The 22,780-nt window shown below is 68.5% G+C and carries 19 protein-coding genes; 13 read left to right on the top strand and 6 right to left on the bottom strand.

What is annotated here, in order from left to right:
- Positions 1 to 46 precede the first annotated feature (46 nt).
- From HEP74_RS07175 to cheB, 6 genes are all read left to right on the top strand, one after another.
- Positions 47 to 2,044, top strand: coding sequence for a methyl-accepting chemotaxis protein (locus tag HEP74_RS07175; protein ID WP_185815829.1), 1,998 nt, complete (start codon positions 47 to 49; stop codon positions 2,042 to 2,044).
- 103 nt (positions 2,045 to 2,147) lie between these two features.
- Positions 2,148 to 4,076 carry a HAMP domain-containing methyl-accepting chemotaxis protein gene (locus tag HEP74_RS07170; RefSeq protein ID WP_221893171.1) on the top strand — a complete coding sequence of 643 codons (1,929 nt, stop codon included), beginning with the start codon at positions 2,148 to 2,150 and terminating at the stop codon, positions 4,074 to 4,076.
- Positions 4,077 to 4,085: 9 nt separating this feature from the next.
- Entirely contained in the window at positions 4,086 to 4,619 is a 534-nt protein-coding gene (locus HEP74_RS07165) for a chemotaxis protein CheW (protein ID WP_185815827.1), read from the top strand.
- 53 nt (positions 4,620 to 4,672) lie between these two features.
- A complete protein-coding gene (locus tag HEP74_RS07160) occupies positions 4,673 to 5,932 on the top strand; it encodes an EAL domain-containing response regulator (protein ID WP_458309681.1) in 1,260 nt (419 codons plus the stop codon).
- A gap of 13 nt (positions 5,933 to 5,945) precedes the next feature.
- Complete coding sequence (locus HEP74_RS07155) at positions 5,946 to 6,752, top strand: CheR family methyltransferase (protein ID WP_185815825.1); 807 nt, start codon at positions 5,946 to 5,948, stop codon at positions 6,750 to 6,752.
- Between the two features lie 31 nt (positions 6,753 to 6,783).
- Positions 6,784 to 7,863 (top strand): protein-glutamate methylesterase/protein-glutamine glutaminase, encoded by a 1,080-nt coding sequence (gene cheB / locus HEP74_RS07150; protein WP_185815824.1) that lies wholly within the window; start codon positions 6,784 to 6,786, stop codon positions 7,861 to 7,863.
- A gap of 119 nt (positions 7,864 to 7,982) precedes the next feature.
- On the opposite strand, the gene HEP74_RS07145 is transcribed toward cheB, so the two are convergent.
- Together HEP74_RS07145 and HEP74_RS07140 are read right to left on the bottom strand one after the other, a co-directional pair.
- Positions 7,983 to 9,539: a phospholipase D family protein gene (locus HEP74_RS07145; protein ID WP_185815823.1), complete on the bottom strand. Its 1,557-nt coding sequence runs from the start codon at positions 9,537 to 9,539 to the stop codon at positions 7,983 to 7,985.
- Positions 9,540 to 9,607: 68 nt separating this feature from the next.
- Positions 9,608 to 10,426, bottom strand: coding sequence for a helix-turn-helix transcriptional regulator (locus tag HEP74_RS07140; RefSeq protein WP_185815822.1), 819 nt, complete (start codon positions 10,424 to 10,426; stop codon positions 9,608 to 9,610).
- 191 nt (positions 10,427 to 10,617) lie between these two features.
- Here HEP74_RS07140 and HEP74_RS07135 point away from each other — a divergent pair, with 191 nt between their 5' ends.
- Complete coding sequence (locus HEP74_RS07135) at positions 10,618 to 12,018, top strand: MFS transporter (protein WP_185815821.1); 1,401 nt, start codon at positions 10,618 to 10,620, stop codon at positions 12,016 to 12,018.
- Positions 12,019 to 12,056: 38 nt separating this feature from the next.
- Positions 12,057 to 14,051, top strand: a complete 1,995-nt coding sequence (locus tag HEP74_RS07130) for a glycoside hydrolase family 127 protein (RefSeq protein ID WP_185815820.1) — start codon at positions 12,057 to 12,059, stop codon at positions 14,049 to 14,051.
- A gap of 25 nt (positions 14,052 to 14,076) precedes the next feature.
- On the opposite strand, the gene HEP74_RS07125 is transcribed toward HEP74_RS07130, so the two are convergent.
- Both HEP74_RS07125 and gpmA read right to left on the bottom strand, forming a co-directional pair.
- Positions 14,077 to 14,337: an SHOCT domain-containing protein gene (locus HEP74_RS07125; protein WP_185815819.1), complete on the bottom strand. Its 261-nt coding sequence runs from the start codon at positions 14,335 to 14,337 to the stop codon at positions 14,077 to 14,079.
- Between the two features lie 36 nt (positions 14,338 to 14,373).
- Entirely contained in the window at positions 14,374 to 15,123 is a 750-nt protein-coding gene (gene gpmA, locus HEP74_RS07120; protein WP_185815818.1) for a 2,3-diphosphoglycerate-dependent phosphoglycerate mutase, read from the bottom strand.
- Positions 15,124 to 15,475: 352 nt separating this feature from the next.
- Here gpmA and nfi point away from each other — a divergent pair, with 352 nt between their 5' ends.
- Positions 15,476 to 16,192, top strand: a complete 717-nt coding sequence (nfi, locus tag HEP74_RS07115; protein ID WP_185815817.1) for a deoxyribonuclease V — start codon at positions 15,476 to 15,478, stop codon at positions 16,190 to 16,192.
- A gap of 138 nt (positions 16,193 to 16,330) precedes the next feature.
- Here the strand turns inward: nfi and HEP74_RS07110 are convergent, their stop codons facing one another.
- Positions 16,331 to 16,717 carry a hypothetical protein gene (locus HEP74_RS07110; RefSeq protein WP_185815816.1) on the bottom strand — a complete coding sequence of 129 codons (387 nt, stop codon included), beginning with the start codon at positions 16,715 to 16,717 and terminating at the stop codon, positions 16,331 to 16,333.
- Between the two features lie 357 nt (positions 16,718 to 17,074).
- Between HEP74_RS07110 and HEP74_RS07105 the strand changes: the two genes are divergently transcribed.
- Positions 17,075 to 17,944 (top strand): pirin family protein, encoded by an 870-nt coding sequence (locus HEP74_RS07105; protein ID WP_185815815.1) that lies wholly within the window; start codon positions 17,075 to 17,077, stop codon positions 17,942 to 17,944.
- A 368-nt stretch (positions 17,945 to 18,312) separates the two neighbouring features.
- Entirely contained in the window at positions 18,313 to 18,783 is a 471-nt protein-coding gene (locus tag HEP74_RS07100; protein WP_185815814.1) for a hypothetical protein, read from the top strand.
- A gap of 120 nt (positions 18,784 to 18,903) precedes the next feature.
- Here the strand turns inward: HEP74_RS07100 and HEP74_RS07095 are convergent, their stop codons facing one another.
- Positions 18,904 to 19,764: a pirin family protein gene (locus tag HEP74_RS07095; protein WP_185815813.1), complete on the bottom strand. Its 861-nt coding sequence runs from the start codon at positions 19,762 to 19,764 to the stop codon at positions 18,904 to 18,906.
- 535 nt (positions 19,765 to 20,299) lie between these two features.
- Between HEP74_RS07095 and HEP74_RS07090 the strand changes: the two genes are divergently transcribed.
- On the top strand, positions 20,300 to 22,372 hold the full coding sequence (locus HEP74_RS07090; protein ID WP_185815812.1) for a carbon starvation CstA family protein: 2,073 nt from the start codon (positions 20,300 to 20,302) through the stop codon (positions 22,370 to 22,372).
- The gene (locus HEP74_RS07085) at positions 22,372 to 22,596 is read left to right on the top strand and encodes a YbdD/YjiX family protein (protein WP_064539465.1); all 225 of its coding nucleotides are present in this window, start codon (positions 22,372 to 22,374) and stop codon (positions 22,594 to 22,596) included. Before HEP74_RS07090 ends, HEP74_RS07085 begins: the two co-directional genes overlap by 1 nt.
- The last annotated feature ends 184 nt before the right edge of the window (positions 22,597 to 22,780 follow it).

Genomic DNA, 22,780 nt, shown 5'->3' with positions numbered 1-22,780 from the left:
CGACACGGCCGGGACCCGCCACCCCATCACCGATAGGTACACAGCGATGTCCAACGCCATCTCACTCTCTTCCAAGCTATGGACTGGCTGCTGCATCGCCGTGCTGCTGCCGTTGGCAGCCAGCGCGGCCGGCTTCGCGCTGGCGCTGCCGCCAGGCCAGGTGCTGGCGCTGGCCATCGCCGCGGCGGTGCTGGGCGGCGCGGTGCTCGCCTACGTGGCGCACGCGATCTCGCGCTCGCTGGGCATCGCCACCAGCGCCCTGACCCGCTTCGCCCGCGGCAATTTCGAGGTGGTGATGCCGACGGTGCGCAACGACCAGGCCTGCGAGATCCTGCTGGCGCTGCGCGAGGTGCAGTTCGGCGTGCGCCAGATCGGCGACGAGATCGGGCGCATGTCGCGCGAGCACGATGCCGGCGACATCGACGTGACCATCGACAGCCAGCGCTTCGAAGGCGATTTCCGCAGCATCGCCGAGGGCATCAACCGCATGGTCGCCAGCCATATCGCGGGCAAGAGGAAGGCCATGGCCTGCGTCGCCGAGTTCGGCCGCGGCAATTTCCAGGCGCCGCTGGAGAGCTTCCCCGGCAAGAAGGCGTTCATCAACGACACCATCGAACAGGTGCGCCGCAACCTGCTGGGGCTGATCGCGCAGATGAACCACATGTCGGCCGAACACGACGCCGGCGACATCGATGTGACCATCGACAGCCAGCGCTTCGAAGGCGATTTCCGCAGCATGGCCGACGGCATCAATCGCATGGTCGTGGGCCACATCGCGGTCAAGAAGCTGGCGATGGGCGTGGTCGCCGAATTCGGCCGCGGCAACTTTGACGCGCCGCTGGCGCAGCTGCCTGGCAAGAAGGCGTTCATCAACGACACCATCGAGCAGGTGCGCAGCAACCTGCGCGCGCTGATCCGCGACACCAACCTGCTGGTCGAGGCCGCCGGCGCCGGCCGTCTCGAGGTGCGCGCCGACGCCGGCCTGCACCAGGGCGATTTCCGCCGCATCGTCGACGGCGTCAACCAGACCCTGGACACGGTGATCGGGCCGCTGACCGAAGCGCGCCAGGTGCTCAAGGCGATCGAGGACGGCGACCTGACCCGCACCGCCAACGTCGCCTGCCACGGCCAGCTGAAGGAACTGTGCGACAGCATCAACGGCACCGTGGCGCGCCTGGCGCAGGTGGTCGGCGAGGTCAACATCAACGCCGAGGCGCTGGCCAGCGCCTCGGAAGAAGTCAGCGCCACCGCGCAGTCGCTGAGCCAGGCGGCCAGCGAGCAGGCCGCGGGCGTGGAGGAAACCAGCGCCTCGCTGGAGCAGATGACCGCCTCGATCGCGCAGAACACCGAAAACGCCAAGGTCACCGACGGCATGGCGGCCAAGGCCGCGCGCGAAGCCATCGAAGGCGGCGAAGCGGTGCGCTCCACGGTGGCGGCGATGAAACAGATCGCGCACAAGATCGGCATCATCGACGACATCGCCTACCAGACCAACCTGCTGGCGCTGAACGCGGCGATCGAGGCCGCACGTGCCGGCGAGCACGGCAAGGGCTTCGCCGTCGTCGCCGCGGAAGTGCGCAAGCTGGCCGAGCGCAGCCAGATCGCCGCGCAGGAGATCGGCGACGTCGCCACCTCCAGCGTCGAGCTGGCCGAGAACGCCGGCAAGCTGCTCGAGCAGATGGTGCCGTCGATCAAGCGCACTTCCGACCTGGTGCAGGAGATCACCGCTGCCTCCGAGGAACAGACCTCCGGCGTCGGCCAGATCAATGCCGCGGTCGGCCAGCTCAACCAGACCACGCAGCAGGCCGCGTCCAATTCCGAGGAACTGGCCGCCACCGCCGAGGAGATGAGCGGCCAGGCCGAGCAACTGCAGCAGCTGATGAGCTTCTTCCGCACCAACCAGGCGGCAGCGACCCCGCGGCGGCCGGTCGCGGTGCCGCGCGCCGGCAGGAAGCCGGCGGCGCCGGCGCGGGCACGCAGCTACGGCGAGGCCGGGCTGGCGCTGGTGACGGCGCCGGACGAACTGCATTTCGACAGCTTCTGAACCAACCCGGCGTCCGGCCTTGCGTCCGCACAGCTGGCGCGCGGCGCGGGCCCGGACCGCTCGCACATTCCATCTTCAAGAGATCACGCGCGTGTTTGCAAACATGAAAATCGGTACAAGAATCGGCCTGGGTTTCGCCTCGGTGCTGCTGTTGATGCTCGGCATGGGCCTGTTCGCCACCGACAAGCTGGCCCAGGTCAACCAGTCCTCGACCGACATGGCCGAGAACTGGATGCCCAGCATCCGCTACATCCAGCAGATGAACACCAACACCTCCGACCTGCGCGTGGCCGAGCTGCAGCACGTGGTCAGCGAGCGCCCGGAGGAAATGGCCAAGTTGGATCAGGTCATGGACAAGATCCTGGCCGACTACGCGAGCAACCGCGACCATTACGTCAAGCTGATTTCCTCGCCCGAGGAGAAGGCCGACTACGACGACTTCGCGCACAAGTTCGACGAGTACCTGGCGCTGCACAAGCAGGTGCTGCAGCTGTCGCGCGAGCTCAAGACCAGCGAGGCGATGGCCCTGCTCAACGGCCGCCAGCAGACCCTGTTCGACGATTCCTCGGCGACCCTGGACAAGCTGGTCGAGATCAACGTCAAGGGCGGCGAAGCCGCCAGCGCGCAGGGCGATGCGCTGTACGCCAGCGCGCGCAGCTGGATCGTCGCGGTGCTCGCGGTATGCGTGCTGCTCGGCGCCGGCATCTCGGTGTTCATCGTGCGCGGGCTGATGCGCCTGCTCGGCGGCGAGCCGGCCTACGTGGCCGAGATCGCCAACAAGGTGGCGCAGGGCGATCTGGCCCTGGACGTCAGGACACGCGCCAACGACAACGGCAGCGCGCTGTATGCGATGCGCAGCATGGTCGAGCGGCTGAAGCTGGTCATCGACGGCCAGCGCCGCGTGGTCCAGGCCGCCAACCGCGGCGACTTCTCCGAGCAGGTCGCGCTGGACGGCCTGGCCGGTTTCCAGCGCGAGATGGGCCAGGGCCTGAACGACCTGGTCGGCACCACCGGCAACAGCATCCAGGACGTGGTGCGGGTGATGAGTGCGCTGTCCGATGGCGACCTGACCCAGAGCATCGACAAGAGCTACGACGGCGCCTACGCGGAGATGAAGAACTACGTCAACGACACCATCGCGCGCCTGTCGCAGGTGGTCAGCGAGGTCAACGGCAGCGCCGAGGCGCTGGCCAGCGCCTCGGAGGAAGTCAGCGCCACCGCGCAGTCGCTGAGCCAGGCGGCCAGCGAGCAGGCGGCCGGAGTCGAGGAGACCAGCGCCGCGATCGAGCAGATGACCGCCTCGATCGCGCAGAACACCGAGAACGCCAAGGTCACCGACGGCATGGCCAGCAAGGCCTCCAGCCAGGCGCTGGACGGCGGCGAATCGGTCCGCGCCACGGTGCAGGCGATGAAGCAGATCGCGCAGAAGATCGGCATCATCGACGACATCGCCTACCAGACCAACCTGCTGGCGCTGAACGCGGCGATCGAAGCCGCGCGCGCCGGCGAGCACGGCAAGGGCTTCGCGGTCGTTGCCGCGGAAGTGCGCAAGCTGGCCGAACGCAGCCAGGTCGCCGCGCAGGAGATCGGCGACGTCGCCGGCTCCAGTGTCGAACTGGCCGAGAACGCCGGCAAGCTGCTCGATCAGATGGTGCCGTCGATCAAGCGCACCTCCGACCTGGTACAGGAAATCACCGCCGCCTCCGAGGAACAGGCCTCGGGCGTGAGCCAGATCAATACCGCGGTCGGCCAGCTCAACCAGACCACCCAGCAGGCCGCATCCAACTCCGAGGAGCTGGCCGCCACCGCCGAGGAAATGAGCGGCCAGGCCGAGCAACTGCAGCAGCTGATGAGCTTCTTCAAGCTCGCCGGCGTGGCCCCGGCGCGCCGCGCGGCGACCGCGACCGCAGCCGCGCGCAAGCCGCCGCAGCCCGCCCGCGCCCCAGCGCGCAAGCCGTTCGTGCGTTTCGCCGACAGCCAGCTCGCGCTGGCCGGCGCTGCGCCGGACGAAGCCAATTTCGACAGTTTCTGAGGACCAGCCATGAACGCTCACGCATCCACCGTCCCGTTCGGCGGCACCGATCTCGCTCCCGACCAGTTCCTGACCTTCCTGCTCGGCAAGGAGATGTTCGGCGTCGGCATCCTCGGCATCAAGGAAATCATCGAATACCGCACGCCGACCGACGTGCCGATGATGCCGCCGGCCTTGCGCGGGGTGATCAACCTGCGCGGCGCGGTGGTGCCGGTGGTGGACCTGCAGCAACGCTTCGGCCGCGCCGCCAGCGAGGTCACCAAGCGCACCTGCATCGTCATCGTCGAAGTCGCCAACGGCAACGAGCGCCAGGTGCTGGGGCTGCTGGTGGACGCGGTCAGCGAAGTGCTGGAGATCGCCGCCGCCGACATCGCCCCGGCCCCCGCGTTCGGCGCCGGCATCCGCCGCGATTTCATCCACGGCATGGGCAAGGTCGGCGAACGTTTCGTGATCCTGCTCGATGCCGATGCGGCGCTGTCCACCCAGGAGTTCGTCGCCATGGCCGGCGTCGAGTCGGCTGCCGAGGAAGGCATGGCCGCCTGAGTTTCCCGCGCGGCGTGGCGCCTCGCGCCGCGTCCACCTTGCCCACCGACGGAATCCGCATGTCGCTCGCCCCCGAAATCGCCACGCTCAGCCAATTCGGTACGGTCCTGGTCGTCGACGACAGCCATGTCCAGCGCGAGCATGCGCTGGCGCTGTGCCTGCGGCTGGGCGCGGTGGCGGTGGAGGGCGTGCCGGACGGCCATGCGGCGTTGGCGCGGGTGAGCCAGGGGCCGGCGCCGGGGCTGTTGATCGTGGATCTGGAAATGCCCGGCATGGACGGCGTACAGCTGCTCGATGCGCTGGCCCGCTGCAACGTGCGCGTGCCGATCGTGGTCGCCTCGCAACGCGGCTCGGCGCTGATCGACTCGGTGCTGCAGGTCGGCCGCGCCAGCGGCCTGCAGGTGCTGGCCGGCCTGGAAAAGCCGCTGCGCGCGGCCGAACTCGATGCGGCGTTGCAGGCGCACCCGCAGCCGCTGCCGGCCGCGCGCAACGACGCCGGCGCCGGCGATCCCACCGACGCGGCGATGCTGCACGAGGCGCTGCGTCGCGGCGACATCGAAGTGGCGTACCAGCCCAAGGTGGACATGCGCAGCGGCCAGGTCAGCGGCGTGGAAGCGCTGGCGCGCTGGCGGCATCCGCAGAACGGGCAGATCGCGCCAGACCGCTTCATCGCCCTGGCCGAACGCGAAGGCCTGATCCATGCGCTGACCGCCAGCGTCGCCGACCAGGCGATGGCGCGGCTGGCGACCTGGAAGCAGTCCGGTTTCCGCCTGACCCTGGCGATCAACGTGTCGCCGTGCCTGCTGCAGGACCCCGGGCTGCTCGACGAACTGCAAACGCAACTGCGCCGCCACGGACTGGTGCCGGCCGACGTGATCCTGGAGATCACCGAAAGCTCGCTGGTCGAGGCCAGCGCGTTGGGCATGCTGGCGCGGCTGCGGCTGCAGGGCTTCGGCCTGTCGCTGGACGACTACGGCACCGGCTTTTCCTCGCTGCAACAGCTGACCCGCATCCCCTTCACCGAACTGAAGATCGACCGCATCTTCGTGCACGACGCGCACCGCAGCCGCAATCTGCGCACCGTGCTGGAATCGGCGCTGGGCATGGCCCAGCGGCTGGGCCTGAGCACCGTCGCCGAAGGCATCGAAACGGTCGAGGACTGGCAATTGCTGCAGGAACTGGGTTGCGACCTGGGCCAGGGCTATTTGCTGGCGCGGCCGATGGGCGGCGGCGCACTGACCACGTGGCTGCTCGAGCACCAGACCCGGCTGCAGGAACACGGCCCCACCTCGGCGCAAGCGCCGCACCACTGACTCCCGGACCACCATGACCAGCACCGACACCATCACCGAGCAGGAATTCGGCAGGTTCCAGCGCTTCATCTTCGACGCCGCCGGCATCACCATTTCCCCGGCCAAGAAGGCGATGCTGTGCGGGCGCCTGGGCAAGCGCCTGAAGGCGCATTCGCTGCAGACCTACACGCAGTACATGAAGCTGCTGGAAAGCCGCGAAGGCAGCGGCGAGGTGCAGACCGCGATCGACCTGCTGACCACCAACGAAACCTACTTCTTCCGCGAACCCAAGCACTTCGACCTGCTGCGCAAGCTGGCCAGCGAGCACAAGGGCAACACGCCGTTCCGCATCTGGAGCGCGGCCAGTTCCACCGGCGAGGAGGCCTACAGCATGGCGATGGTGCTGGACGACACGCTGCAGGGACGCGCCTACGAAGTGGTCGGCACCGACATCAGCACCCGGGTGCTGGCCAAGGCGCGCACCGGCCACTATCCGCTGCAGCGCATCGAGCACATGCCGCCCGCCCTGCTCAAGCGCTACTGCCTGAAAGGCCGCGGCGAATACGAAGGCAGCCTGCTGATCGACCGCAAGCTGCGCGACAACGTGCGCTTCCTGCACGCCAACCTCAATGCGTCGCTGCCCAACCTCGGCCAGTTCGATGTGATCTTCCTGCGCAACGTGATGATCTACTTCAACGGCCAGACCAAGCGCGAAGTGGTCGCGCGGGTGCTGTCCACGCTCAAGCGCGGCGGCATCTTCTGCATCGGCCATTCGGAAAGCCTCAACGACGTCAACAACGAAGTCGTGCAGGTGGCGCCGTCGGTCTACCGCAAGCCATGAGCGCCCCTGCTGCATCTACAAGGAACGACCGATGACGACGACGATCAAGGCCATGGTGGTCGACGATTCGGCGGTGGTGCGCCAGGTGCTGGTGGCGGTGCTCAACGACGCGCCCGGGATCGAGGTGATCGCCGCGGCGGCCGATCCGCTGCTGGCGATCGAGAAGATGCGCCAGCAATGGCCGGACGTGATCGTGCTGGACGTGGAAATGCCGAAGATGGACGGCATCACCTTCCTGCGCAAGATCATGAGCGAGCGCCCCACCCCGGTGGTGATCTGTTCCACCCTCACCGAAAAGGGCGCGCGGGTGACCATGGACGCGCTGGCCGCCGGCGCGGTGGCGGTGGTGACCAAGCCCAAGCTCGGGCTGAAGCAATTCCTTACCGACTCGGCCGAGGAACTCGTCGCCACGGTGCGCACCGCCGCGCGCGCCAACGTCAAGCGCCTGGCCGCGCGCAGCGCCGCGCCGCCGGTGGAAGCGGAGGTCAAGCACACCGCCGACGTGATCCTGCCGGCGCAGGGCGGGCGCCCGTTGGCGCAGACCACCGAACGGGTGATCGCGATCGGCACCTCCACCGGCGGCACCCAGGCGCTGGAGGAAGTGCTGACCGCGCTGCCGCGGGTCAGCCCCGGCATCGTCATCGTCCAGCACATGCCGGAGAAGTTCACCGCCGCGTTCGCCGCGCGGCTGGACAGCCTGTGCCAGATCGCGGTGAAGGAAGCGGCCAACAACGACCGCGTGGTCCCGGGCCGCGCGCTGATCGCGCCCGGCGGCAAGCACATGCTGCTGCGCCGCAGCGGCGCGCAGTATTTCGTCGAGGTGGTGGACGGGCCGCCGGTGAACCGGCACCGGCCGTCGGTGGACGTGCTGTTCCGCTCCGCCGCGCGCGCCGCCGGCGCCAATGCGCTGGGCATCATCATGACCGGCATGGGCGACGACGGCGCGGTCGGCCTGCTGGAGATGCGCCAGGCCGGCGCGCGTACCGTGGCCCAGGACGAACAGAGCAGCATCGTGTTCGGCATGCCCAAGGAAGCGATCAAGCGCGGCGGCGCGGAAAAGATCCTGCCGCTGGGCTCGATGGCGCGCGAGATCGTGCAGCAGCTGACCTAGCGCGGCTCGCCGCCGCCGAAATGCCATCCCTGTAGGAGCGGCTTCAGCCGCGACAGATTCCATCGGTAGTGCCTGTCGCGGCTGAAGCCGCTCCTACAATTTCGCTACGGTCCGTGCCGCTACAGCTGCGACTCCACCGGCAACCAACCGATCACGCGCGCCGCGGCACGCCGCCAGATCCCCGCCTCCGGCTCGCGCTCCCAGGTCGTTGGCGGCCGCGCCGCCGCATCGTGCCAGCGCACCGCCCCATCCTGCAGCGCCAGCCGATAGCTCACCGGCGCCGACACCTTCGTCCGGTACAGCCGCTCGAGTTCGGCCGCCGCCGCGCGATCGCGGAACAGCAGGCCCATCTCGGTATTGAGATTCATCGAGCGCGGGTCGAGATTGAACGAGCCGATGAAGCCTTCGCGCCCATCGACCACGAACGCCTTGGTGTGCAGGCTGGCGCCGCTGGAGCCGAACAGGCTGCCGCCCGGATCGCCCTGCGGCTTGAGTTCGAACAGCGCCACGCCCTGGCGCAGCAGCGGCACCCGGTAGCCGGCATAGCCGCCGTGCACCGCGACCACGTCGTTGGCCGCCAGCGAATTGGTCAGCACGCCGACCGCGACGCCGCGCTGGCGCAACTGGCCGATCCAGCGCATGCCCTCCGCGCCCGGCACGAAGTACGGCGAGATCAGCGCCAGTTCGCGCTGCGCTCGCGCCATTTCGCCGACCAGCCGCGGCGTCATCCAGTCCGCGCGCGGCGGCGCGCCCTCGGCCTTCTCCGGCGGGTCGGACACGATCGACGCCTCGGCGCTCCAGTGGATCGGGCGCTCGCCCTCGACCAGGTTGCGCACGCTGGGCGCCTGCCGCAGGCGCTGCACGTAGGGATGCGCCCGCGCCGAACCCAGGCCGGCATCAATGCTGGCGCGCAGCCTGGGCAGCGCCTCCGGCTCGGCCTGTACCAGCGCGCCGAGCGGCACCGCGGTGCGGCTGTTCCAGTAGGCGTCGAAGATCTGCGCGGCCTGCGCCACCGCCGGCCCCACCACCGCCACATCGGTGTCCATGAAATTGGTGTCGCGCGCCGCATCGAAGTATTCGTCGCCGACGTTGCGCCCGCCCACCACCGCCATGCGCCCATCGGCGATCCAGGCCTTGTTGTGCATGCGCCGGTTGACGCTGAAGAAGCGCAGCACCAGTTCCACCCCGCGCATCAGCGTGCCTTCGCGGGCGCGGGTCGGATTGAACAGCCGCACCTCGATCAGCGGATGACTGTCCAGCGCGGCCAGCACCGAATTGCTGCCGTGCACGTTCATGTCGTCCAGCAGCAGGCGCACCCGCACGCCGCGGTCGGCAGCGCGCAGCAGCTCGTTGTAGAGCAGGTTGCCGGTGAAATCCGCATGCCAGATGTAGTACTGCAGATCCAGGCTGCGCCCGGCCGCGCGCGCGGCCGCCGCGCGCACCGCGAACGCCTCCACGTTGTCGGGCAGGATCACCATGCCGCTGTGCCCAGGATGCGCGGCGGTCAGCGGCGCCACCACCCGGTCGATCGGGGTCTGCAGCGCGGTCGCCGGCAAGGCGTGACTGGCCGGCCCCTGCGCGCGGTCGGCGAAGCGGCCGTAGCCGTACAGCGCCGCCAGCGAGGCCAGCACGAATGCGGCCAGGGCGATGCCGCTCCATTTCAGCGCCTTCTTCATCTTGCGGACTCTCCGTGACATCGGCGCAGTGTAGGCAATGCCCTGTGTAGGCCGCTGCGCGAACGCGCTCACCCCGAGTTGATGTGCTCCTTGCAGTACAAGCGCCGATACGCGGTCGGGGTCATGCCCAGGCGTTGGCGGAAGATGCGGCGGAAATAGCCGCAATCGCTGAAACCGGCGCGCTGCGCGACTTCGTCGACGGTGCAGGTGTTCACCAGCAGCAGTTTCTCGGCAAAGGCGATGCGCTGGCGATGGATCGCCTCGGTCAGCGTGGTGCCGAACGCGCGGCGGTAGATGCGGCCCAGGTAGTCCGGATTGCAATGCAGCTGCGCGGCCAGCGTGGACGCGGTGAGCGCGGTGTGGAACTGGGTGCCGATCAGTTGCTTGGCGCGGTACGCCAGCGCCACGCCGGCGCGATCGGAGTCGTGCGGATCGGGCCAGGCGCCGGCCACGCATTGCAGCATCGACAGCACGATCGGCTCCAGCATCGGCAGCGTGCGCCGTTCTTCCTGCTCGCCGAGGAACCAGCGGAACAGGCCGACGAAACGCTCCGGATCGCGGATCGCAGTGCGTTGCGGCATCGACAGCAGCGTCGCCTCGTCCGCGGCGACGGCGGTTGGCGCCAGTTCGAAATGCACCCAGTAGAACCGCAGCTCGTCGGAGAAGCGGCCCAGGCCGGCGTGTTCGCGCCCCGGCCACAGGATCAGCGTCTCGCCGGGGCCGATATGGAAGTCGTCGTCCTGTTCGCGGATCGACAAAGTGCCGCGCTCGACGAAGATCAGCTCGTAGGACTGGATCACCCGCGTCGGATGCGCGCCGACCCCGCGGGAAATGAACAGGCCGCCGTTCTGGACCCGGATCGGATAGGCGACTGCGAGTTCGAGCATGTCGGAAGCGTCTCCCCGCGAGAATGGCACGCTGCACTGCAGCAAATAAGGCGCGGCATTGCCGCACGCGCCGCCGTAGCCGCGCAGGTCGGAATCGTACCGTTTTTATACCGCACCGGCTCTTGTCCCGATGCCGCCGGCATGCGACTTTGCGGTGGCGCCGCATCCCGCGCCCGCCAGGAACCGTCCCGTTGAATGCGACCGCCGTTGGCCCCGTTGCCGCAGGCGCCGAACAGGCCGCCACGCACCGCCTCTCGCGCCTGGAAAAGTTCGGCTATGGCCTGGGCGATGCCGGCGGCACCATCGTCACCTGCCTGATCGCCAACTTCCTGACGTTCTTCTACACCGACGTGTTCGGCCTGACCCCGGCGCTGGTCGGGACGCTGTTCACCGTGCTGCGCATCGCCGATGCGGTGTCCGATCCGCTGATGGGCCTGCTCGCCGACCGCACCCGCAGCCGCTGGGGCCGCTTCCGCGGCTGGCAGCTGTGGATCGCCTTGCCGATCGGCATCGCTTGCGTGCTGACCTTCAGCACCCCACAGCTGAGCTACGCGGCCAAGGTCGCCTACGCCTTCGCCAGCTATTTCCTGCTGTCGCTGTGCTACACCGCGATCAACGTGCCGTATTGCGCGCTGATCAACAGCATGACCAGCGACCACCGCGAAGTGGTGTCGGCGCAGTCGTGGCGCTTCGTGCTGTGCGGCATCGCCGGCTTCCTGGTCTCGGTCGGGCTGCCGTGGCTGGTGCGGGTGCTCGGCAATGGCGATACCGCGCACGGCTACCAGCTCGGCGTGGGCCTGCTCAGCCTGCTGGCGGTGGCGATGTTCCTGTGCTGCTTCTTCGCCGTGCGCGAGCGCGTGCCGGTCAGCCTGCTGGGCGAGGCTGGCATCGGCGAGCACCTGCGCGGGCTGTTGCGCAACGACCAGATGCGGCTGGTGCTGCTGATGTCGTTCCTGCTGATCAACGTATTCAACATCCGCGGCGGCGGCTATCTGTACTTCATCAGCTACGTGCTCGGCGGCGGCGCCGGCTACACCTCGCTGTTCTTCGCGATGGTGGCGCTGGCCACGGTGCTCGGCGCGATCGTGGTCAACGCGCTGTGCCGCCGTTTCGATCCGCTGGCGCTGTACCTGCACACCAACCTGGCGCTGGCCGCGCTGGGCGTGCTGCAGTGGTGCATGCCCACCGGGCCGGCGCAGCAGACGCTGTGGCTGGGGCTGATCTTCGTCAACTGCCTGGTGCTGGGCTTCGCGCTGCCGCTGCACTTCTCGATCATGGCCTTCGCCGACGACTACGGCGCGTGGAAGAACCGCATCCGTTCCTCCGGCATCAACTTCGCCTTCAACCTGTTCTGCATCAAGCTGGCCTGGGCCTCGAGCGCGGTGGTGATCAGCTACCTGTTCGTGCGCGTGGGCTACCGCGCCGGCGCCGAGCACCAGACCACCGCCTCGCTGCAGGCGATCACCCTGCTGGAAACGCTGATTCCGGCGGGCATCCACCTGCTGCTGGCCGCGGTGATCTACCGCTGCCGCCTGCGCCGGCCGCTGCTGGCCGAGATCGGCGCCGATCTGGCCGCGCGCCCGGCGCACTGACGCCCTTCCCTCTCTCCTTCCCCAGGATCGACTCCTCCATGCCGCTTTCGCTCGCCCCGCCGCCCGAACTCCCGCTCGACCGCCTGCGCATCGCCGACCCGTTCTGGCAGCGCTACCAGCGCCTGGTGCAGGAGGTGGTGCTGCCGTACCAGTGGGATGCCCTCAACGACAACGTCGCCGATGCCGAACCCAGCCACGCGATCGAGAACTTCCGCATCGCCGCCGGGCGCAGCGACGGCGCGTTCTACGGCATGGTGTTCCAGGACAGCGACGTGGCCAAGTGGCTGGAAGCGGTGGCCTACCTGCTCGCGCAGCATCCCGATCCGGCGCTGGAACGCGATGCCGACGCCACCATCGAACTGATCGGCGCCGCGCAGCAGGCCGACGGCTACCTCAACACCTATTTCACGGTGAAGGCGCCGGAGCAGCGCTGGACCAACCTGGCCGAATGCCACGAGCTGTACTGCGCCGGACACATGATCGAGGCCGGCGTCGCCTACCACCAGGCCACCGGTAAGCGCGCGCTGCTGGACATCGTGTGCCGGCTCGCCGACCACATCGACGCCACCTTCGGCCCAGGTCCGGACCAGTTGCACGGCTACCCCGGGCATCCGGAGATCGAACTGGCGCTGATGCGCCTGTACGAGGCCACCGGCGAACCGCGCTACCTGGCGCTGACCCGCTACTTCGTCGAGCAGCGCGGCACCGCGCCGCACTACTACGACGAGGAATACGAAAAGCGCGGGCGCAGCTTCTTCTGGGGCGGCCACGGGCCGGCGTGGATGATCGAGGACAAGGCCTACAGCCAGGCGCACGTGCCGGTCGCGCTGCAGACCACCGCGGTCGGCCACGCGGTGCGCTTCGTCTATCTGTACGCCGGCGTGGCGCACCTGGCGCGGCACAGCGGCGACGCCGAACTGCGCGCGACCTGCGAACGGCTGTGGCAGAACACCACCCAGCGGCAGCTGTACCTCACCGGCGCGATCGGCGCGCAGAGCTACGGCGAGGCCTTCAGCGTCGACTATGACCTGCCCAACGACACCGCCTACAACGAGAGCTGCGCCTCGATCGGGCTGATGATGTTCGCCAACCGCATGCTGCAGCTGGCGCCGGACAGCCGCTATGCCGACGTGATGGAGCGTGCGCTGTACAACACCGTGCTGGCCGGCATGGCCCTGGACGGGCGCCACTTCTTCTACGTCAACCCGCTGGAAGTGCATCCGCCCACGGTGCACGGCAACCACGGCTTCGACCACGTCAAGCCGGTGCGCCAGCGCTGGTTCGGCTGCGCCTGCTGCCCGCCGAACATCGCCCGCGTGCTGACCTCGCTCGGCCACTACATCTACACCCGCCGCGACGACACGCTCTACGTGAATCTGTACGTCGGCAGCGATGCGGCGTTCGACGTGGACGGGCAGACCCTGACCCTGCGCCAGCGCGGCGAATACCCGTGGCAGGAGCAAGTCGAACTGAGCGTGGATTGCGAGGCACCGATCGAGGCCGCCCTGGCGCTGCGCCTGCCGGACTGGTGCCGCGCGCCGCAACTGCGGCTCAACGGCGAAGCGGTGGCGATCGAGGCGCATCTGCAGCACGGCTACTGCGTGCTGCGCCGGCGCTGGCAACGCGGCGACACCCTGCACCTGCACCTGCCGATGCCGGTGATGCGGGTCAGCGGGCATCCGCGCGTTCGCCATCTGGCCGGCAAGGTCGCGCTGCAGCGCGGGCCGCTGGTTTATTGCCTGGAGCAGGCCGACAACGGCACGCAACTGCACCAGCTGCGCCTGCCCGCCGACGCGGCGATCCGCAGCGAACCCGGCAGCGGCACGCTGGCCGGCCAGGTGCTGCTGCAGGCCGAAGGCGAACGCCTGCACGGCCACGACGACGCGCAGGCCGACGCCTCGCCGCTGTATCGCTACGACGCGCCGCCGCCGTCGCGGCAGGCGCAGACCCTGACCTTCGTGCCCTACTTCGCCTGGGCCAACCGCGGCGAAGGCGAGATGCGGGTGTGGGTGGACGCGAGCGGCAACGACTGAGGTCGCGCGCCGCCGCGCCGCGCGCCTACAGATCGGCGAGGATCTGCTGGCGCCGGCGTTCGTATTCCGCCTGGTCGACCAGACCTTGCGCGCGCAACGCCTCGAGCGCGCGCAACCGCGTTTCCACCGATGCCGCGGGCGGCAGCGGTGGTGGCGCAGCGGCGCGACGCGACGCTTGCGCACGCCGGTCGGCGCGCATCGCCAGCCACACCGCCGCGAACACCAGCACCGGCACCGCCAGCAAGACGAACAGAATCACGAAATGCCAGATGCTGAATGCGAACATCCCATCCTCCTTGATGCGAGGCGTAGCGCCAGCGTGTTACTTGGCCTTGCCCTGGTTGGCCACCGCTTCGGCCGCCTTCTTCGCCGCTTCCTGATCGCCGAGATAGCGGTAGGACTGCACCTTCAATTCGTCGTCCAGCTCGAACAGCAGCGGGATGCCGGTGGGGATATTGAGTTCCAGGATTTCCTCGCGCGAGACGCCGTTCAAATACTTGTACAGCGCGCGCAGCGAGTTGCCGTGCGCGGTGACCAGCACGGTCTGCCCGGCCTTCAGCTGCGGCGCGATCGCGTCGTGCCAGTACGGCAGCACGCGCTCGAGCGTGGTCGCCAGCGACTCGGTGGCCGGCAGGGCGTTGCGGTCGAGCGTGGCGTAGCGGCGGTCGTGCAGCGGATGGCCCGGATCGTCGGCGTCCATCGGCGGCGGCGGGATGTCGTAGGAACGGCGCCAGATCTTGACCTGCTCCTCGCCGTGCTTGGCCGCGGTCTCGGCCTTGTCCAGGCCCTGCAGGCCGCCGTAGTGGCGTTCGTTGAGGCGCCAGCTCTTGTGCACCGGCAACCAGTCCTGGTCCAGTTCATTCAGCGCGCCCTGCAGGGTGTGGATCGCGCGCTTGAGCACCGAGGTGTGCGCCACGTCGAACTGCAGCCCCTCCTCGCGCAGCAGGCGGCCGGCGGCGGCGGCTTCCTGGCGGCCTTGTTCGGTGAGTTCCACGTCCACCCAGCCGGTGAAGCGGTTATCCAGGTTCCACTGGCTCTGGCCATGGCGCAACAGTACGAGTTTGCGGGTCACTGCGACGGTCTCCGTTGGGGGATGCGTGGGTCGTGCGGCCCTGGATTGTAGCGGGATGTGACGGCTGGGAATGGGCAAATGGGAATGGGGAATGGGAAACGGCCTGGCGTTCCAGCGCGCCTTGCCGTCTGGCGATCTGTCGCGGCTGAAGCCGCTCCTACAAGGCGCGCCGGGCTGGCGCTACGCCGGAACGCAAGCGGATCGGCGCTGACGACCGTCACCCTCTTGTCGAGACCGCGACCTCTCGTCGCAAGACATCGATCAGGAACCTGCTTCAACGACTCCCCATTCCCGTTTCCCCATTCCCAGCTCCTCCACGCCACAGCCACGACCACCGCGCGATCATCGCCACATGGACACTTCTTCGCACACGGTCTTCGGCGACTGGGACGGCAGCATCGTGCAGGCGCGGGCGCTGCAGGCCACACTGGCCAAGCAGGTGCGGCTGCACGACGAGGTGCCGGACCCGCCACGCTGGCTGGCCGGGTTCGACGTCGGCTTCGAGGACGAAGGCCGCATCACCCGCGCCGCGGCCGTGCTGATCGATGCCGACACCCTGCAACCGCAGCAGGCCGAGATCGCCCGCGTGCCGACTTCGATGCCCTACGTGCCGGGACTGCTTAGCTTTCGCGAACTGCCGGCGCTGCTGGCCGCGCTGGCCCTGCTGCGGCAGCGTCCGGACCTGGTGTTCGTCGACGGCCAGGGCATCGCCCATCCGCGCCGGCTCGGCATCGCCGCGCACTTCGGCGTGATCAGCGGCCTGCCCAGCATCGGCGTGGCCAAGAAGCTGTTGGCTGGCCGCTACGACGAACCCGGGCCGCAGGCCGGCGACCGCAGCCCCATCGTGCACCGCGGCGACACCGTCGGCTGGGCGCTGCGCAGCAAGTCGCGCTGCAATCCGCTGATCGTCTCGCCCGGCCACCGCGTCGCGGTGGACAGCGCGCTGGACTGGACCTTGCGCTACCTGCGCGGCTACCGGCTGCCGGAACCGACCCGCTTGGCCGACCGGCTGGCCTCGCGCCGTGGCGAGGTGGCGGTGCAGGCTGCCGAGAACGGGCAGTTGTTCTGAATCGAGCCGCTACGCATCGATGCGTCGGACGCAGCCTGCGTGGCGTGGCAGCGACAAGCACCGCCTGCAGCAGCGCGATGCGATATGCCGCCGGCCACGCGGCGATCGCGCGTGGCCGGCGACAGGTATCGCTGGCGGCTAGCGGTTGCCGACGTTGATCCCGCCGTTGACGATCTGAATGTACATGCCGGCTGGGCGTGCGCGCGCCAGGAATTGGCGGTTGACGCCGGCCAGGCCGGTTCCGCCGGCACAATCGGCCGAACTCATACCGATCACGGTGTAACGAATATTGGTACGCAGCGTCGGGCCGGCGATGCGGCCGCCGTTGTTGACCGGATAGCATCCGCTGCCCTGCCCGCCCACCACCATCAACGCCTTGGCGCTCCACAGGGAGTTGATGATCACGGTGGGGACGTTGATGTCGGCGCTTTGCGCCTGTGTCGGCATGGCGTAAAACGCCGCCAGTGCCATCGCCATCGACAGCACGGCGGTGAAGGTGTTGCTGGATTTCGACGAACGGATCATCAGCTTGTTCTCGCTTGTTGGGGGACGGATGCAGCGAGCGCGCTGCAACGCTGCGGCCAGGACGGTCCCGGCCGGCAGCGCCCGATTATTCCGGTTCGCTGTCGATAATTTCACCGCAAGTTACAAATTTGCAGACAAAAAACGCGCGCCCTCTCGCACTATGCGATTTCGCTTGTCTGGCATACCCACTACGCATGCCGTTAGCGGTGCGGCGCCGGCGCAGCCTTGTGCGGCATCGCCCCATGCGGCGCAGTAAACACCGCTGCCCGGGACAGTCCGTCTTGCCGCAACGCTCCCACTTCCGCCATCGCGCATGCGAAGCTCGTGCCCCTTGTTCCCAGCTCCGCGAGGCCGCGCATGCCCACCCTGATCGCTCCCCGCGTCCACGACATCGGCGGCTTCGAAGTGCGCCGCGCGGTGCCCAGCCTGCAGGCGCGCAGCGTCGGCCCGTTCGTGTTCATCGACCACATGGGCCCGGCGATCTTCGAACCCGGCCGCGGCGTGGACGTGCGCCCGCATCCGCATATCGGCCTGGCCACAGTGACCTTCCTGTGGTCCGGCGAAATCGGCCATCGCGACACACTCGGTTCGGACCAGGTGATCCGCGCCGGCGACGTCAACTGGATGACCGCCGGCCGCGGCATCGCCCACTCCGAACGCACGCCCACGCCGCTGCGCGCGCAGCCGCATCCGCTGCACGGCATGCAGACCTGGGTCGCGCTGCCGAAGTCGGCCGAGGAAACCGCACCGGCGTTCTACCACCACGCCGCCGCCAGCCTGCCGCAGCAGCGCCGCGACGGGGTGTGGCTGCGAGTGATCGCCGGCCGCGCCTACGGCGAGGAATCGCCGGTCAAGGTGTTCGCCGACACGCTGAACGTGGCGCTGGACCTGGACGCGGATGCGGAGATCGACCTGGACACGGGCCACGTGCAGCGCTCGCTGTACGTGCTGGAAGGCGAGGCGCAACTGGACGGTGTGGACATTCCCGCGCGCTACCTGGTGCTGCCCGAAGCCGGTGCGCGCGGCCGGCTGCGCGCCAAGACCCCGCTGAAGGCGATGCTGATGGGCGGCGAGCCGCTGGATGGGCCGCGCCACCTGTGGTGGAACTTCGTGTCCAGCTCCACCGAGCGCATCGAGCAGGCCAAGCGCGACTGGCAAGAGGGCCGCTTCGGCCTGATCCCCGGCGACGACCAGGAATTCATCCCGCTGCCCGAACCGAGCAAGTAACGCCTGCCGGCGCGATCGGCTTGATTCGGCCGCAGTGTCGCGTGGCGTCGCGGCATCCCCTGCTTCAACGCGGCACGGGCGCCGCAGCGGCGAGCGGCCGCTGACCGCGTTCAGGCGAGCGCCTCCCGCGCCAGCGCCAGATCGTGGGATTTCGATCCGCATTCCAATTGTCAAGTGCCGCCAGCTGGGCTATGGTTCGGGACAGCGGCCGGGGCAACTGCAGCCGCACACCGGGACACGCATTGCGTAGGGGTATGCACTGCACGCGGATCCCGCAAAGGAATGAGGGTGACGTGCCGTGCGGCCTGCGTCGGCGTGCGCTGAAGATCGATACCGTCGCGGCGCGACGGTGCATGGGGACATCGCGAATGAGGGTTGCAAACTGGCTCACCGGCCTGTCGGTCCTGCCTGCCGTGCTGGCGGCGGCCACGGCCATGGCGCAACAGGCGCAGAACTGTCCGCAACTGCCACCGCAGTCCAAGCTGCAGTGGAGCGAGCGCAGCGACAAGGGCTTCATCGTGTGCCGCGCGACGGCCGCCGACGGCCGCCAGGTGCTCGGCATGATGCTGACCTCGCGCGACCCGAACATCCCACTGGCGCGCAACCTGCGCGAAGAGAAAGGCAGCATCGCCGGCGAAAGCATGCATTGGTACCGGCCCGACCTGGGCGGCGTCGATGCGCCGGGCCTGGCCTCGCGCCGGGTCACCGTGGTCGAGCTGGGCAAGGACCACTACGCCCAGGTCTGGATCGATGCCGGCGACGTGCAGGAACTGCAATCGCTGCAATCGCTGGTGCAGGGACTGGACATGCGCCCGACCAGCGTGGCGCTGGATCGCTGAGTCTGGAAAAACCCCTTGTAGGAGCGGCTTCAGCCGCGACAGGTTCTATCCGTAGAGTCTGTCGCGGCTAAAGCCGCTCCTACAGGGGTTTCATGGGCTGGCGACCGCCACCCCAGGCCACTAGAACCGTCCTTCCTGGAAATCCACGAAGGCCTGCATCAGTTCTTCGCGCGTGTTCATCACGAACGGCCCGTGCCGCGCCACCGGCTCGCGCAGCGGGCGGCCGGCGACCAGGATCAGCCGCGCGCCCGCCGCTCCGGCCTGCAGCTGCAGCAGGTCGCCGCCGCCGAGCACGGCCAGGGTCTGCGCCGGCAGCTCGCGCGCGGCCTCGCCCTCGCCCAGCGTCGCGGCGCCTTCGTAGGCGTAGGCGAACGCGTTGTGCCCGGCCGGCAGCAGGCAGTCCCAGCGCGCGCCGGCATCCAGCGCGATGTCGAGGTACAGCGGATCGGTGGCCGGCTGCGCGATCGGCCCATGCACGTCGCCGACCTCGCCGGCGATCACCTTGACCGTCACCCCAGGCGCCGGATGCGCCAGCGGGATGCGCTCGGGCGCGAACTCCTGGTAGCGCGGCGCGGTCATCTTGTCGCGCGCCGGCAGGTTCACCCACAGCTGGAAGCCGCGCATGCGCCCGGACTCCTGTTCCGGCATCTCCGAATGCACCAGGCCGCGACCGGCGGTCATCCACTGCACGCTGCCCGGGGTCAGCAGGCCTTCGTTGCCATGGTTGTCCTTGTGCCGCATGCGCCCGTCGAGCATGTAGGTGACGGTCTCGAAGCCGCGATGCGGATGGCTGGGGAAACCGCCGATGTAGTCTTCGGCGCGGTCGGTGCCGAATTCGTCGAGCAGCAGGAACGGGTCCAGCTCGGGCAGCTCGGCGCCGCCGATGACGCGAGTCAGCCTGACCCCGTCGCCGTCGGCGGTGGCGCGGCCACGGATCGTGCGCGCGATGCGCGCGGGGGCGGCGGTGAGGGTGTCGGTCATGGCAGGCGATCTCCTGGTGAAGCACGGAATATGGGCGTGCCGCTGCCGGCGGCCAATCGCGATGCGCGCAACCCATCGTTCCATCGCGGGGCGGACCGACCGCTGCTCCCTTCTCCTCTCGGAACCATGGCCCTCTTTTCGGGAGAAGGTGCCCCACAGGGGCGGATGAGGGTCCAGGCGCAGCCTCGTGCACCCAAACTCCACGAGACGCTTCGCACCGTACCCTCACCCCAACCCTTCTCCCGATGGGAGAGGGGCTACGGCTGTTCCTTCTCCCACCGGGACCATGGCCCCCTTTTTGGGGGAAGGTGCCCCCGCAGGGGCGGATGAGGGTCGGGCGCAGCCTCGTGCAGCGTCCGTTAGCGCAAGCTGGTTTTGCGAGGACTTCGCCTCGTGCCCTCACCCCCACCCCCTCTCCCGGCGGGAGAGGGGCAATTGTCTACGACCAAAGTACTAGGGCCATTGCCTGTCCCGGCATTGACCCCCCAGGCCATCGGGGCGACCCTTGCGGGAATCTTGTGGGGGAGCGATCTGCATGAAAGGGTTTTCCAAACTGGCCTGGGCTGCGCTCGCGGTGCTGGCGGCGTTCTGCCTGGGCACCATCGCCCTGCGCCGCGGCGAACACATCAACGCGCTGTGGATCGTGGTCGCCGCGGTCTCGATCTATCTGATCGCCTACCGCTTCTACAGCCTGTTCATCGCCACCAAGGTGATGCAACTGGATCCCACCCGGGCCACGCCCGCCGTGCTCAACAACGACGGCCTGGATTACGTGCCGACCAACAAGCACGTGCTGTTCGGCCATCACTTCGCCGCCATCGCCGGCGCCGGACCGCTGGTCGGCCCGGTGCTCGCCGCACAGATGGGCTACCTGCCCGGGCTGCTGTGGCTGGTGGTCGGCGTGGTGTTCGCCGGCGCGGTGCAGGACTTCGTGGTGCTGTTCCTGTCCAGCCGCCGCAACGGCCGCTCGCTCGGCGACCTGGTGCGCGAGGAGATGGGCCAGGTGCCCGGCACCATCGCCCTGTTCGGCGCGTTCCTGATCATGATCATCATCCTGGCGGTGCTGGCGATGGTGGTGGTCAAGGCGCTGGCGGAGAGTCCGTGGGGCATGTTCACGGTGATCGCGACGATGCCGATCGCGATCATGATGGGCGTGTACATGCGCTACATCCGCCCCGGCAAGATCGGCGAGATCTCGGTGGTCGGGCTGATCCTGCTGCTGGCCGCGATCTGGTTCGGCGGCAAGGTCGCCGCCGATCCGACCTGGGGTCCGGCCTTCACCTTCACCGACGTGCAGATCACCTGGATGCTGATCGGCTACGGCTTCGTCGCCTCGGTGCTGCCGGTGTGGCTGCTGCTGGCGCCGCGCGACTACCTGTCCACCTTCCTCAAGATCGGCACCATCATCGCCCTGGCCATCGGCATCCTGGTGGTCATGCCCGACCTGAAGATGCCGGCGCTGACCCAGTACGCGCACAACGGCATGGGCCCGGTGTGGACCGGCGGCATCTTCCCGTTCCTGTTCATCACCATCGCCTGCGGCGCGGTGTCCGGTTTCCATGCGCTGATCTCCTCCGGCACCACCCCCAAGCTACTCGCCAACGAAGGCCACATGCGCTACATCGGCTATGGCGGCATGCTGATGGAATCGTTCGTCGCGGTGATGGCGCTGGTCGCCGCCTCGATCATCGAGCCGGGCGTGTATTTCGCGATGAACGCGCCGGCCTCGATGGTCGGCAGCGACGTGGTCGCGGTCGCGGCCAAGGTCAGCGAATGGGGCTTCGCGATCACCCCCGAGGTGCTCGAGGCCACCGCCCGCGACATCGGCGAGACCACCATCCTGGCCCGCGCCGGCGGCGCCCCGACCCTGGCGGTGGGCATCGCGCAAATCCTGCACCAGTTGCTGCCGGGCGAGGACATGATGGCGTTCTGGTACCACTTCGCGATCCTGTTCGAGGCGCTGTTCATCCTCACCGCGGTCGATGCCGGCACCCGCGCCGGACGCTTCATGCTGCAGGACCTGCTCGGCAACTTCGTGCCGGCGCTGAAGCGGACCGAGTCGTGGGCCGCCAACATCGTCGCCACCGGCGGCTGCGTGGCGTTGTGGGGCTACCTGCTGTACACCGGAGTCAAGGATCCGTACGGCGGCATCCGTACGCTGTGGCCGCTGTTCGGCATCTCCAACCAGATGCTCGCCGGCATCGCGCTGATGCTGGGTACGGTGGTGCTGTTCAAGATGAAGCGCGACCGCTACGCCTGGGTCACCATCGTGCCGGCGCTGTGGCTGCTGATCTGCACCACCTACGCCGGGCTGATCAAGATCTTCGACCCGAATCCGGCGCAGGGCTTCCTGGCGCAGGCGCACAAGTTCCAGGACGCGATCGCCAGCGGGACCATCACCGCGCCGGCCAAGACCCTGCCGCAGATGCAGCAGATCGTCACCAACGCCTACGTCAACACCGGGCTGACCGCGCTGTTCCTGTTCGTGGTGTTCTCGATCCTGATCTACTCGGTCAAGACCATCCTCGCCGCGCGCCGCAACCCGCAGCGCAGCGACAAGGAAACCGCGTACGTGGCGCTGCAGCCGCACCAGATGGCGGACGTGTGATGAGCAACGACCTGGTTCCGGTCGGGCAATACCAGGCGCACCGCCGGCTGTGGCGGCGCCTGGTGCAGACCGCGCGGCTGTGCTGCGGCATTCCCGACTACGACAACTACGTGCGCCACGTGCTGGAGAAACATCCCGACCGGCAACCGATGGACTACAAGACCTTCTTCCGCGAGCGCCAGGAAGCGCGGTATGGCGGCAAGAGTGGGTTTCGTTGTTGTTGAAAAGCCGGGATTTGGGATTCGGGATTGGGGATTGGCAAAGGCGGGAGTGCGGCGCCTGAGGGCATCCCGGCTGCGGGGCATGTCATGACACTTCGATGCGCGAGAATGCGCTCAGCCATGCTTTGAACACACGCCACCCCATGTAGGAGCGGCTTCAGCCGCGACAGGCAGCACGAAGAAGACG

Source organism: Xanthomonas sp. SS (genome assembly GCF_014236835.1).
Taxonomy (GTDB): domain Bacteria; phylum Pseudomonadota; class Gammaproteobacteria; order Xanthomonadales; family Xanthomonadaceae; genus Xanthomonas_A.
The sequence above is the reverse complement of the archived record's forward strand: the minus strand, read 5'-3'. Positions and strand labels throughout refer to the sequence as shown.